Here is a 12,403-nt window from a genome sequence, read left to right as displayed (position 1 = left end):
TAACCCCGGCAAGGGCGACCACCCACTGGTGGCGAACCAGACAGTCCTCCCAGCGGCCTGAACCGGACATGAGCGCCGGTCAGACGCGTACCGGGCGTGCGGGAACCATGTCGAGAAGTCCCGCCTTCGTGTCTTCCGCGAACTCGATCGCGCGCGGCAGCATGACGGATTCGTACGCCCGCACGCCCTCGTCGACCCCCTCCTGGGTGATGGCGAGCGCCAGTTCGGCGGCGTCCTGCATCGCGAGGTTCGCGCCGACACCCAGCGGGGGCATCAGGTGGGCGGCGTCACCGAGCAGCGTGACGCCCGGCGTGGGGTCCCAGCTGTGCGGCACGGGCAGCGCGTGCAGGGGCCGGTGGACCAGCTCGCCGGCGAGGAACGCCCGCAGCGACGGGTGCCAGCCGGCGTAGAGGTCGAGCAGCTCAGCGTTGGACGGCTTCCAATTCTCGTCCGCGCGCAGGCACGCGTACGCGCGGATGTGGTCGCCGCTGTTGCGCTGCGCCACAGCATCAGGCCTTCGTCGTCGTCCGCGACCATCGTGCCCTGGCCGGTGAGGGCGAGCAGCTCCTCGTCGCCGTCGTGCCGCACCTCGACGAACAGCACGCCGGTGTACTCGGGCACCGCCGTCGAAACGGCCCCGCGCACCCGTGACCAGGCGCCGTCCGCGCCGATGACCAGGTCGAACGCGGCGGTCGAGCCGTCGAGGAAGGTGACCTCGCCCGGTGCCGCCGAGGCGATGCCACGGCCCCACGCGACGGTGCCCGGAGCGAGCGAGCCGAGCAGAAGGCCGCGGAGCTGGCCGCGGTCGATCTCCGGCCGGAAGTCGCCCTCCGCCGGTTCGAGCTCGACCAACGCGGCCGTGGCGTGGTCGACCTTGCGCTGCTCCTGGCCCTCGAAGCGGGCGAGCGCACGCCACTCGTCGTAGAGGCCCGCGGCGCGGATCGCCTCCTGGCCGCTGCCGGCGTGCAGGTCGATGGTGCCGCCCTGCTGGCGGGCGTCCGGGGAGCTCTCGCGCTCGAAGACGGTGACGTCGGTGAAGCCGTGCGACTGGAGGACACGGGCGCAGGTGAGGCCGCCGAGGCCGGCTCCCGCGATGGCGATGCGTGGCGTTGTCATGGGTTCGATGAAAGCGTATCGACTAAAAAAGCGCAATCACTACACTTTTGAAGTAGCACAACCTTCAGGGTAGGGTGTGCGGTGTGACCGAGCTCGGCCGCCGTGAGCGCAAGAAGCTGCAGACCCGCCAGTCGATCGCCGACGCGGCGCTGGAGCTGTTCCTGGCGCGCGGGTTCGACGACGTGGGCGTGAAGGAGATCGCCGACCGCGCGGACGTGTCGGTGACGACGCTGTTCAAGCACTTCCCGAGCAAGGAGGCGCTGCTGTTCGACGAGGACGAGCAGCAGGAGTCCGAGCTGATCGGCGCCGTTCGGGACCGTCCGGCGGGCCAGTCGATCCCGCAGGCGCTGCGGGACCACTTCGTCCATGGGGCCGGGGGCCACGCCGACCACCCGTTGTTCGCCGACTTCGCGCGGCTGGTGAGCTCGACGCCCGCGTTGCGCGCGTACGAGCGCGGGATGTGGACGCGGCACGAGACGGCGCTGGCACACGCCATCGCGGCCGACATCGGTGCGCCCGAGGACGACATCAGGTGTGCGGGCCTGGCGCGGTTCGCGCTGGAGGCCCGTGACGTGATCTTCGGCCGGCCGAATCGCGAACGGGCGGCGGCGGAACTGTTCGGGTTACTCGAAGACGGCTGGCGGGCTCAGCAGGAGCAGTCCTGACCGATAGGCGAGCGACACCGCGTGCGTCCGGTCGCGCGCGCTCAGCTTGCGGAGGATGCCCTTCACGTGGGTCCGCACGGTCTCCACGGACAGGATGAGCGCGTCGGCGACCTGCTGGTTCTCCATGCCCTCCGCGATGAGCGTCAGCACCTCGTACTCGCGCCGGGTCAGCCCCGGCCCCTCCTTGCCGCGGAGGTCGGGGTGCACGAACCCGCGCGACCGCACCGTCTCCGCGATCACCCGCACGATCTGCTCCGGCTCCGCCGACCGCGGCACCACGCCACGAACGCCCGCCTCCAGCGCGGTCGTGACGTAGTTGGCGTACGTGTGGACGTCCCTGACCAGCCCGATCACGGCCAGGTCCTGGTCGCGTTCGACGAGCGCCCTGGCCAGCTGCCCCGCCGGGTCCAGCATCGAGTCGACCAGCAGCACGTCCGGGCGCAGGTGCTCGTGCATGCGAACGGCGGCGTGCAGCTGACCCGTCGACCCGAGCCAGCGCAGACCGGGCGTGCGCCGGACGAGTGACGACAGGCCCTCGCGGTAGAGCGGTACGGGGTCGATCAGCGCGACGCCGGGAGCAGGCCGGTTCGGCGGGAGCATCAACACCTCCGTTCGTGCTTCCAGAGGAGTGACGTCGTTCGCTCGGACGCGTGACGCGGAAAAGCTTGTTCATGTGTATGAACAAGGATCACGAATGTGATTCAAGACGGGCCAAGGTCTTCCGCGCAGTGGCAACAGTCTCGTAAGACCTACGTCACATATCCCGTGCGGATGTGCCAGGTTCCCGCCGCCATGAGGCCTGGTGCTCTCGCGGGCACACGTGTGTGCACGCAAGGAGGTCACATGGGCACCCTCGATTGGATCGTGGTTGTCGGCTATTTCTTCGTGATGGTCGCGATCGGGCTCTGGTCGCGCGGGCGGGTCCAGAACATCGCCGACTTCTTCACGGCAGGCGGCAAGATGCCGTGGTGGTTGTCCGGCATCTCCCACCACATGTCGGGCTACAGCGCGGTCATGTTCGTGGCCTTCGCCTCCGAGGCGTACCGGCTCGGCCTCACCGTCTACGTGTGGTGGTCGCTGACGATCGGCATCGGTGTCGGCATCGGCGCCTTCCTGTTCGCACCGCGGTGGAACAGGCTGCGGTCCAAGCACGACGTCAAGTCGCCGCTCGAGTACCTGGCCAAGCGCTACAACGTGCCCACCCAGCAGGTCATGGCCTACGCGGGCGCGCTGCTCAAGGTGGTCGACATCGCCGCGAAGTGGGCGGCCGTCGCGATCCTGCTCCGCGGCTTCGCAGGCGTCCCGATCACCTGGGGCATCATCATCATCGGCCTGGTGACGATGGTCTACTCGGTGCTCGGCGGCCTGTGGGCCGACGCGCTCACCGACTTCGGCCAGTTCGTCATCCAGGCGGCCGCGGGCTTCGCGATGTTCGTCGCCGTCGCCGGCACCCTCGGGTGGGACTTCCCCGTGACGATCTGGGACAGGCTCCCGGAGAGCCACAGCGACCCGCTCGCCGGCCCGTACACGTCGACGTTCCTCATGGCGCTCTTCCTGATCAAGACGCTGGAGTACAACGGCGGCATGTGGAACCTGGCGCAGCGCTACATGGCCGCGCCGTCCGGTTTCGCCGCCAAGCGCTCCGCACTGCTCTCGTCCGCGCTGTGGCTCGTCTGGCCGCTCGTGCTGTTCTTCCCGATGTGGGCCGCACCGCTGATCGTGCCCGGCCTCGAAGGCGCCCAGGCGGAGAACGCCTACATCGAGATGGGCAAGCAGATGTTGCCCGCCGGCATGATCGGACTGATCCTGGCCGGTTTCTTCTCGCACACGATGGCCATGGTGTCGTCGGACGCCAACGTCATCGCCGCCGTGATCAACCGCGACATGCTGCCGCACATCTGGAAGAAGGTGAAGACGTTCTCTGCCGACAACCAGCTGGTGCTGGCCAGGGTCACGACGTTCGCCTTCATCGGCCTCAGCATGATCATCGCCATCGCCTCCGGCGGCCAGGGCTTCGTGCTCAAGGTGGTGGTCGACCTGGTCGCCGCCACGATGGGCCCGATCGCGATCCCGCTGATGCTCGGCCTGCTCCCGTGGTTCCGCAGGATCGGCTCGACGGCGGCCGTCGCCTCGGTCGTCGGCGGCCTCGGCATGTGGGCGTTCCTCTACGTCGAGCAGATGAGCAAGGCCGCGTGGGTCACCAAGGGCGTGCTCGTCTCGTGGCCCCTGATGCTCTCCCTGGTGCTGTACCTGACGATCGGGTTCCTGAAGAAGGAGCCCTCCACCGAACGTGACGTCCTGCTCGACTCGCTCAACTCCGACGAGCGCGCGGCCGAGCCCGTCAAGGCCTGACCGCCTCCGCTGCGGCGCACCCCCTGGCGGGTGCGCCGCAGCGAGCGTGAGACGCACACATCACCCGTTGGTTGCCGTGTCGTGCGTCATCGTCACGAGACTCCCGCTTTGTCCGCATGCACAGTGGATGTCATGGGTGCGTGGCGTCCGGCAGATGACGCGGAACTGGCTTCGGGTTGGCGGCTCTGGCTGGAGCTCGTGGACCGCGTGTACCCCGACCCGTCGTGGGACGGCACACCCGCGGACGCCATCCGCCAGGTCCGCGACCTGCTCGCGGCCTGCGACACCATCCGCCGCTCGTACCTGGCGGAGTCCTCCCAGCCCTCCGCCGCCTTGCTGCAGCTGCTGGAGTCGCTGACGTTCGTGGCGTCGTTCCCGGTCGACCTGTGGCACGACGACTTCCACCCGTTGGACGTGGAGCGGGCCGAGTTGTTGCACGCCGACCTGGCGTCGTTCGCGGACCACGTCGCCGGGGTGCGGGCGGCGCTGGCCCGCGGTGGCGGCTGGGTGGAGCTGGACCGCCGCCCGTGGGGCCTACCGGTCGACTAGGCGTTCCTCGCCGCTCAGGTCGGTAGGGTGAAGATCAGCGACGAGCGGTTCGGACGACTTCATCGATCAGCGCTGCGGCTTGCGTCAGGTCTTCGTGTTCCCACACCCGTATGACAGACCAGCCTGCCGCGACAAGTTTTCTGTTCGTGTCGGCGTCTCTGGCTCGATTGCCGTTGATTTTTTCGTGCCAGAATTCCGCGTTTTTCACCGCTGGTCGATAGTGCTCTGGGCAGCCATGCCAGTAACAACCGTCTACAAAAATCGCGACACGCTCACTGGCGAAGACAACATCGGCTCGGCGACGTACCTCTGCGATCGGTCGTGCGTCTACTCGGTATCGCAAACCGCGTTGATGAAGTAGCCTTCGAAGCATTATCTCCGGGCCTGTGTCCTTGCTTCGGTTGCCTTGCATTGAGGCTCGGACCTCCGTAGACGACGCCCTAGACCCTGGAGGCAATCCGTCCTCTGCGAGAAATCCCTTCTCGCGAGCTTGTCGCCATGCCTCTGCAAGGTTTTGCCCACGTGATGTGAACTCGACTTCACAGACGTATTTTTCCTGTGTCTTCCCGTCCTGTGACCAGCGAAGGTAGGCCCGAATGCGTCGTGTTCGGCGGTATAGGCGCAAGCTGATCGAGCCTCGTGCGCGACGACCATCGCCCAGGTCGACACTCCGGCGGTTTCGGCCTTGGGCGGCTCGGTCTTGTTCCAGCGCTGGTGATGCGGCGCCTGCACGGCGTTTGTACGCGCGTTCAGGAGGAAGCTCGTCCTTCCACCTGTGAGTCGCACTGCCTGGAGACATGATCGTTAGTGCCCTGTGGCTTTCAATGCGTCGGCAACGGCGTTGGCGAAGAACTCGCCAAGAACAACAGGAACAGCATTACCCAGCTGGCGCATTTGCTCGCCGCGTGGCCCCGATCCGAGCCACTCATCGGGAAAAGTCATCACACGGGCGGTCTCGCGGACAGTCATGTATCGATGACGATAGGTCCACCCATCGTCAGACGAAGAGTCCGCGAAGCGTTCATCGACGAGCATCACCGACTCACCGCCTGGTACACCGTGGACGCCGGCTTTGACGGTCTTAGCGGGGCGATCAAGTTCGTTCGGAGTGTGGCCCTTGTAGATACGAGCACCTGGCCACCCTATGTGGTCGGCGACGTCGATTTCCTTGCCGAAGTCGAACTTCTCCTCCAGCCGCTCCATGTCGACGTGTGGAAGCGCAGGAAGCTTGACATCAGTTCCGTATCCCTTGATGGCGTCACGCAGGGTGCGCCACGGTCGACAGTCGTCCTCCTTGATCAACTTCGGGATCCGCGCTTGGACCTTTCGACGCACATGATCTGGCACGTCGGAATGCCGCTGCCAGTACGCCCCGTCATCATCTCGCATCGACCGCAGCAACGCCGCCTCGGAGAACCTTTCGGTCTTGACCTCCTTCTCGAAGGCCCTGATGTCCACGCCTAGGTCGGCGCGGAAGGCGACGATGACGACACGGTTGCGAATCTGTGGCACGCCGTAGTTCGCTGCGTTGACGGGCACCATGACGACCTTGTAGTGGTCTGGGTCTTGATCCTCTTCCGAGAGTTGGCTGAGGATGCGGGTCAGGTGCGCGTTGTGGTCCTGCCATCGAACCTCATCATCGCGCTTCTCGAACGGTAGGCGCAGTTCGTTCTGGATGTACTGGAAGTACTCGGCGAACGACGGCCTCAGCAACCCTCGGACGTTCTCGCAGATCACCGCCTTCGGTCGCATCTCTCGGACCGCTTTGAAGACGGCTGGGAACATGTTCCGCTTGTCCTCGTCGCCCTTGGCGACACCCCCGGCGCTGAACGGTTGGCAGGGGGGGCCGCCCGCGAGTACGTCCACCTTGCCCTGAAGCGCGGTCAGGTCGAGATCACGAACATCGCCCGGATACAGAGGGGCGGGCTGCCCGACTTCCGGGGGCTGTGGTTTCGTCTCCTCGCAGCGCTCAAGGCCATCGACACCGAGGGTCTTCTGGGCGCTGGCGACGAGCGTTTCGCAAGCGCGCTTGTTGAACTCGTTGAACAGGAGTGGACGAAAGCCAGCCTGGTGAACCGCCATGGCAAGACCACCTCCACCCGCGAACAGCTCAACGCTCGTGCGCGCTTCGGATGCTTGTTCGGCCTGGTCAACCATAGCGAAATCGTACCGCGGAATCTATGATCGCGAAAGTGTCTCACTCGAATGTGTCGACCTCTAGTGAGTAACGCCATAGGCTGAATGGAGATCAACTCTCGGAGGGGGAACTCGCATGAAGTTGGGGGCGCCGTTGGAGGGCCGTGGTGCGTACCACGACACCTTCCGGCTGAGCATCACGAAGGCGCTCGGTGATCAGCTGGCTGAAGCGCTCAAAGGTTTGGATCACGCGCCGTTGACAGAGGAGTGTCTGGCGGCGGTCGAGGAGCGACCCGGCGTGTACCAGCTGTATCTGGGCGGAGAGTTCGTGTACGTCGGTAAGGCGGACAACTCGTTGCGGGGTCGGCTCGCCAACCATCTGCGCAAGCTCAGGGGACGGCGACACATTGATATCACTGAGATGTCCTTTTCTTGCCTATATGTCGCAGAGGACTTTTCGGCCCTGGCTCCTGAAAAGCTTCTTATCAAGCGCTACAAGGACAGCGGTGGTATTCCGTGGAACAACAACGGGTTCGGCAATAAAGATCCCGGCCGTCAGCGTGACACGACGATTTTGAAGAAGAATCACTTCGACCTGACGTATCCAATCAACCTGGATCTACCGGTCACTGGACTGAGTGCGGGCGAAGTTACTCTGAGTAATTTCTTGAAGAGGCTGAAGTCTGGGTTGCCCTACAATTTTCGGTATGTCGAGCCGCCGAAATCGCATTCGACCGTTCTCAGGATTCCGCAAGGTCCGCTGTCCGCTGATATCGCATTCCGCTTGCTTTCCAGGGCGGTTCCGGAGTCTTGGCAGGTCTCTGCACTGATGGGTTACGTCATTATGTATGGTGACGCGCCGTCCAAGTATGGGAGTGCTTGGCGGTACTACCGATCTGGCGACGTGGTGGACGCTGTGCCGGAGGTCTCGCCTGAGGAGATGGTTGAAGAGGAGGATTCGGTCCAGGAAGGCCTCTTCGGTTCTGAATAGCGATCTCACTTCTCGACAACCGAAACAGGATTTCATGTCTGGCTACACCCCTTTTTCTTTCGACCCGCTGTCGACCGAGCAGATATCCCATACCATCTGTGAGCACTTTGAGCGGCAACCGTTGGTCGGGATGATTCACGATATTCCAAGGTTCGAAGGCTCGGGTTTGTACGCCATTTACTACCGAGGCAAAAGCGTGTCGCTTTATCGGCCGCTGGCAGCGATCCAGATCCCAGTCTACGTTGGACAAGCGTCCAGGCATAGCGCGACTGGCAAGCGGGTTAGTGAGCGCTTTCCGCTGCACAGTCGGTTGAGAAAGCACCGCCGCTCTATCATGGAGAGCGGTCTGCCAATCGCGGAGTTCAGGTTCAGGGCTTTGCTGCTCCCCGAGGTTCACGCCAACCTGGGTGAGAACGGTATGCGCGTCGGATACGCACCTGTCTGGAACGGCAAGCTGAAGGGCTTCGGAAGCAACGAACAGGGCCCAGCAACCCGGAAGAGCGCGAAGAGCCCCTGGGACACGGTTCACGATGGGCGCAGCCGCAGTCATGGTGGTGTGGTCCACGATGCGCACAAGCTGATCGAGGCGGCGGCGGTTCACATCGAGCATCAGGTCGCTGACTACGACTATCTACCGTGGCCGCACCCGGCGGGCGATGACAGGTACTTGGACTTCGACCAGTTCTAGCGTGCCGGTGATTCAGGACGCTCCACGCCAGTAACGACAGGGTCCCAGGTGGTGTGACCTGGGACCCTGCCGTGGAGCGGGTGACGGGAATCGAACCCGCCTCTACAGCTTGGGAAGCTGTCGTTCTACCAATGAACTACACCCGCATGAGCAAGCTCGCAGCCGATCATACACAGCCCGGCAACGCCCTGTGCCACTGTCCTCCCCGACGAACCGTTACCCTGCCCAGGTGCTGCTGAGTGACCAGGATCTGCGCAAAGAGGTCGAGTCCGGCCGTCTCCAACTCGACCCCTTCGACGTCGAGATGCTCCAACCGAGCAGCATCGACGTGCGGCTTGACCGGTTCTTCCGGGTCTTCAACAACACGAAGTACACCCACATCGACCCGTCGCAGCAGCAGGACGACCTGACGAGCCTGGTGGAGACGCCGGAGGGCGAGCAGTTCGTGCTGCACCCCGGCGAGTTCGTGCTCGGCAGCACCTACGAGCTGGTGACGTTGCCGGACGACCTGGCGGGCCGGCTCGAAGGCAAGTCCAGCCTCGGGCGGCTCGGGTTGCTCACGCACTCCACGGCCGGGTTCATCGACCCCGGCTTCAGCGGGCACATCACGCTGGAGCTGTCGAACGTGGCGAACCTGCCGATCACGTTGCACCCCGGCATGAAGATCGGGCAGCTGTGCCTGTTCAAGCTGTCGAGCCCGGCGGAGCACCCCTACGGTTCGGCGCAGGCGGGCAGCCGGTACCAGGGGCAGCGCGGGCCGACGCCGAGCCGGGCCTACCTGAACTTCCACCGGACGGACACGCGGCGCTAGAAGCCGTAGCGGTCCAGCACGCGGCGGCGCAGTTCGGGGTCGGAGCGCGGGACGGGTTCGAGGAAGATCTCGTCCAGGTCGGTGAACGACTCGCGCAGTTCTGCGGAGATGCGGACGCAGGCGTTCTCCAGTTGGAACGCGGTCAGCTCGTCGTCGAAGTCGAGGCGGGCGCACAGCAGGACGCGGTCGGTGCCGATCAGCATGGTGAGCACGTCGACCACGGCGTCGACCTCGGGCACCTCGGCCAGCTGCCGCCAGATCGCCTTGACCACCAACGGGTCCGCCTGGCGGCCGATCAGCAGGCCGCGGTTGGTGCGGGCCAGGATGTACGCGACCAGTGCGAGCAGGACGCCGATCGCCAGTGACGCGAGGCCGTCCCACAGCGACGAGCCGGTCAGCTGGTGCAGGCCGAGGCCGGAGAACGCCAGGACGAGGCCGATGAGTGCGGCCGAGTCCTCCAGGAACACCGTCTTCACGGTCGGGTCGTCGGACTCGCGCAGGAACGCCCAGAAGCCCTTGCCGTGCTCGCCGGACTGGGAGCGGACCTGGCGGAACGCCTGCGTCCACGACACGGACTCCAGCAGGAACGCCAGCGCCAGCACGATGTAGCCGACCAGCGGCCGGGTCTGCTCCTGCGGCTCGCCGAAGACGGTGCGGAAACCCTCGTAGAACGCGAACATCGCGCCGGAGGCGAAGATCGAGACGGCGGCCAGCAGCGACCAGAAGTAGCGCTCCTTGCCGTAGCCGAACGGGTGACGGCGGTCGGCGGGGCGGTCGGAGCGGCGCAGGGCGGTGAGCAGCAGGGCCTCGGTGAACGTGTCGGCCACCGAGTGCGCGGCCTCCGAGAGGATTGCCGCGGAGCCGGTCAGAACGCCCGCGATGGCTTTGGTGATGGCGATCGCCAGGTTCACGAGCAGGGCGAGTACGACTGTCAGCGTGCTTTCGCCGGAGCCCTCTGGCTTGTCGCCCTCTGGCTTGTCGCTCATGGAGATCAGCTTAGGCCCACGGCGGCCGGTCCACCGGCTGCTGACCGGCCGGAACCACGGCTCGGTGGTCCTCGCCGCCCGGCACCGCCAGGAGAGCCGGGCGTTACTGCATTCGAGTGAGATTCACGGAACAGGGCAACATCGGTGGGGTCCGTGGTGTCTTAGGGACGGGATCTGCTCCGGGGGGACGCTGATCACCAGGGGGTAAGTCGAACCGCCCGCGTCCAGCGAGAGGACGCGGGCGGTTCTGCGTTGAGCGCGCAACTACCATCGTGGGATGGGCAAGCGAGGTGCGGACCACACCGACACCGAGGTCGAGTCGTGGAGGGCCGTGGTTCCGGCGATCGACCCGGTGGTCGAGGGTGTCGTCGACCGGGTGCACCAGATCAGCAAGTACCTCGACTTCCTCGCGACCGAGATCGCCGCGCCGCACGGGCTCAACCGCGCCGACTACGAGATCCTCGCCCGGTTGTTCTGGATCGGGCCGCCACACCGGCTGACGCCCAAGCAGCTCGCGAACGGCACGCTGAGCCCGGCCACCACGATCACCAGCCGCCTCGACCGCCTGGAGAAGGCCGGTCTGGTCAGCCGTGAGCTCGACCCGAGCGACCGCCGGTCGTTGCCGGCGACGCTGACGGACGCGGGCCGCGAGATCTTCCTGCGGATCGTCGCCGGTCAGGCGGAACGGGAGCGGGAGCTGTTCACGTCGCTGCCCGGCCGGGACCTTGAGCACCTCAGGGAGCTGTTGAAGCAGGTCATGGAGGTCTTCGCGGGGGAGCTGGGACCGGCCCGCAGGCGCACGACGCTGGCGCTCGACACCAAGGAATGATTGATACGAGTTCGTACTATCCGATATCGTACTGAATCAGTGCGAGAGGGAGGGGTGCGACATGGGTGGTTATCCGCTGTCCGAGTGACCGGAACATGGAACGGCCGTCGCCACGCCGCTCGGCGCTGCGCTGCTCGTCGCCGGTGCGGGTGTGTTCCTGGTGGCGCGCCGCCGTCGTTCCTGACCACTGAGGACCGTCGCGGTTAGTCTGCGGCATGGGCATCTTGGTGTATGTGCTGCTGACAGCCGTGGCGGTCTGGGTCTCGACGGCTCTGCCCGGAATCGACCTCGGTGAAGGCAGCACCGGGTCGCGGATCCTCACGCTCGTCGGCGTCGCGGTGATCTTCGGCCTGGTGAACGCCGTCGTGAAGCCGCTCGTGAAGTTCTTCGGCTGCCTGTTCTACCTGCTCACGCTCGGCCTGATCGGGCTGGTCGTGAACGCGCTGCTGTTCATGCTCACCGGCTGGCTGGCCGAGCAGCTGGACCTGCCGTTCCGCGTCGACGGGTTCTGGCCCGCGTTCTGGGGCGCGATCATCGTCGCGCTGACCGGGTGGCTGCTCAACGTCGTGTACGACAAGGTCACCGACAACGACTGACCGGTAACGAAAAAGGCCCTCGGTCCACAACGGACCGAGGGCCTTTCGGCTACGTGTACCAGGCTTCCAGCAACTGGGCCGGATCGAAGCTCATCGGGAACGGCACGTCGGTTTCGAACCTCTGACCGGAGAGCGCGGTCGCGAGTGGCTTGTACCCGTCGCCGGCGAGTTCGAGAAGCTCGACCTTCACCGCCTGTGGCTTCGAGAACTCCACACGCATGAAGTACGGGATACCGGCTTGAGCACATTCGGCCGGCTTGTTGATGCGATCGCGCCGACGGCTGGAGGCCGAGACGAACTCGACCGGCATCAGCACGAGGTCAGCGGGGATCCAGGTGAGGTCTTCGATCGGCTGTTTCAGCACGGTCAGGTCAGGCTGGATCCAGCGCTGCGGACTGAACTCGACATTCACCGTCGGGTAGATCCGATTGCCGGCTCTCATCGCTTGTTCGTCGATGAGCAGCGCCAGCCGGAGCATGCCGAAGCCGTTCGGGCTCCCCTCGTACGGGCTCATTACCAGGTAACCGTCCAAGCATTCGTACTTCACCCGTGGGGCGCCCGGGATGGGGAGGTAGAGCTCAGCCAGCTCGGTCGTCCAGATGCCGTGCAGGTCAACCAAAGGGTCGAACGGCAACGGCATGGCGTCTGCGCTCATCTGCTCCACCTCCACATCCCGGAGGGTAC

15 protein-coding genes and 1 tRNA gene are annotated in these 12,403 nt (G+C 65.3%); 8 read left to right on the top strand and 8 right to left on the bottom strand.

Annotated elements, in window-relative coordinates:
• Positions 1-79: 79 nt before the first annotated feature.
• Positions 80-274: a hypothetical protein gene (locus tag ADL03_RS49345; RefSeq protein ID WP_231641434.1), complete on the bottom strand. Its 195-nt coding sequence runs from the start codon at positions 272-274 to the stop codon at positions 80-82.
• Positions 274-1,116 (bottom strand): NAD(P)/FAD-dependent oxidoreductase, encoded by an 843-nt coding sequence (locus ADL03_RS03560; RefSeq protein WP_231641432.1) that lies wholly within the window; start codon positions 1,114-1,116, stop codon positions 274-276. Before ADL03_RS03560 ends, ADL03_RS49345 begins: the two co-directional genes overlap by 1 nt.
• 83 nt (positions 1,117-1,199) lie before the next feature.
• Here ADL03_RS03560 and ADL03_RS03555 point away from each other — a divergent pair, with 83 nt between their 5' ends.
• Entirely contained in the window at positions 1,200-1,781 is a 582-nt protein-coding gene (locus ADL03_RS03555) for a TetR/AcrR family transcriptional regulator (RefSeq protein WP_053731913.1), read from the top strand.
• Here the strand turns inward: ADL03_RS03555 and ADL03_RS03550 are convergent.
• Complete coding sequence (locus ADL03_RS03550; protein ID WP_053731997.1) at positions 1,740-2,381, bottom strand: response regulator transcription factor; 642 nt, start codon at positions 2,379-2,381, stop codon at positions 1,740-1,742. The two genes, ADL03_RS03555 and ADL03_RS03550, sit on opposite strands and share 42 nt — an antisense overlap.
• A 243-nt stretch (positions 2,382-2,624) precedes the next feature.
• On the opposite strand from ADL03_RS03550, the gene ADL03_RS03545 reads away from it, so the two are divergent.
• Both ADL03_RS03545 and ADL03_RS03540 read left to right on the top strand, forming a co-directional pair.
• Positions 2,625-4,133, top strand: coding sequence for a sodium:solute symporter family protein (locus ADL03_RS03545; protein WP_053731912.1), 1,509 nt, complete (start codon positions 2,625-2,627; stop codon positions 4,131-4,133).
• A gap of 132 nt (positions 4,134-4,265) precedes the next feature.
• Positions 4,266-4,682: a hypothetical protein gene (locus ADL03_RS03540; RefSeq protein ID WP_053731911.1), complete on the top strand. Its 417-nt coding sequence runs from the start codon at positions 4,266-4,268 to the stop codon at positions 4,680-4,682.
• A gap of 34 nt (positions 4,683-4,716) precedes the next feature.
• Here ADL03_RS03540 and ADL03_RS49340 read toward each other — a convergent pair whose 3' ends face one another.
• Positions 4,717-5,055 carry a very short patch repair endonuclease gene (locus ADL03_RS49340; protein WP_369808924.1) on the bottom strand — a complete coding sequence of 113 codons (339 nt, stop codon included), beginning with the start codon at positions 5,053-5,055 and terminating at the stop codon, positions 4,717-4,719.
• 431 nt (positions 5,056-5,486) lie between these two features.
• Positions 5,487-6,839 carry a DNA cytosine methyltransferase gene (locus ADL03_RS03535; protein WP_053731910.1) on the bottom strand — a complete coding sequence of 451 codons (1,353 nt, stop codon included), beginning with the start codon at positions 6,837-6,839 and terminating at the stop codon, positions 5,487-5,489.
• A 115-nt stretch (positions 6,840-6,954) separates the two neighbouring features.
• Here ADL03_RS03535 and ADL03_RS03530 point away from each other — a divergent pair, with 115 nt between their 5' ends.
• Both ADL03_RS03530 and ADL03_RS03525 read left to right on the top strand, forming a co-directional pair.
• Entirely contained in the window at positions 6,955-7,809 is an 855-nt protein-coding gene (locus ADL03_RS03530; RefSeq protein ID WP_053731909.1) for a GIY-YIG nuclease family protein, read from the top strand.
• A gap of 34 nt (positions 7,810-7,843) precedes the next feature.
• Positions 7,844-8,497 carry an Eco29kI family restriction endonuclease gene (locus ADL03_RS03525; RefSeq protein ID WP_053731908.1) on the top strand — a complete coding sequence of 218 codons (654 nt, stop codon included), beginning with the start codon at positions 7,844-7,846 and terminating at the stop codon, positions 8,495-8,497.
• Between the two features lie 72 nt (positions 8,498-8,569).
• Here ADL03_RS03525 and ADL03_RS03520 read toward each other — a convergent pair.
• Positions 8,570-8,643, bottom strand: a tRNA-Gly gene (locus tag ADL03_RS03520).
• 83 nt (positions 8,644-8,726) lie between these two features.
• Here ADL03_RS03520 and dcd point away from each other — a divergent pair.
• Complete coding sequence (gene dcd, locus ADL03_RS03515; protein ID WP_053731907.1) at positions 8,727-9,308, top strand: dCTP deaminase; 582 nt, start codon at positions 8,727-8,729, stop codon at positions 9,306-9,308.
• Here dcd and ADL03_RS03510 read toward each other — a convergent pair.
• A complete protein-coding gene (locus tag ADL03_RS03510; RefSeq protein WP_053731906.1) occupies positions 9,305-10,294 on the bottom strand; it encodes a cation diffusion facilitator family transporter in 990 nt (329 codons plus the stop codon). The two genes, dcd and ADL03_RS03510, sit on opposite strands and share 4 nt — an antisense overlap.
• 277 nt (positions 10,295-10,571) lie before the next feature.
• On the opposite strand from ADL03_RS03510, the gene ADL03_RS03505 reads away from it, so the two are divergent.
• A complete protein-coding gene (locus tag ADL03_RS03505; RefSeq protein ID WP_053731905.1) occupies positions 10,572-11,123 on the top strand; it encodes a MarR family winged helix-turn-helix transcriptional regulator in 552 nt (183 codons plus the stop codon).
• A gap of 215 nt (positions 11,124-11,338) precedes the next feature.
• On the top strand, positions 11,339-11,719 hold the full coding sequence (locus ADL03_RS03500) for a phage holin family protein (RefSeq protein WP_053731904.1): 381 nt from the start codon (positions 11,339-11,341) through the stop codon (positions 11,717-11,719).
• A 49-nt stretch (positions 11,720-11,768) separates the two neighbouring features.
• Here ADL03_RS03500 and ADL03_RS03495 read toward each other — a convergent pair whose 3' ends face one another.
• Positions 11,769-12,389 (bottom strand): Uma2 family endonuclease, encoded by a 621-nt coding sequence (locus tag ADL03_RS03495; protein ID WP_197288048.1) that lies wholly within the window; start codon positions 12,387-12,389, stop codon positions 11,769-11,771.
• Positions 12,390-12,403 lie beyond the last annotated feature (14 nt).

Source organism: Nocardia sp. NRRL S-836, assembly GCF_001279525.1.
In the GTDB taxonomy this organism is placed as follows: domain Bacteria; phylum Actinomycetota; class Actinomycetes; order Mycobacteriales; family Pseudonocardiaceae; genus Lentzea.
The sequence above is the reverse complement of the archived record's forward strand: the minus strand, read 5'-3'. Positions and strand labels throughout refer to the sequence as shown.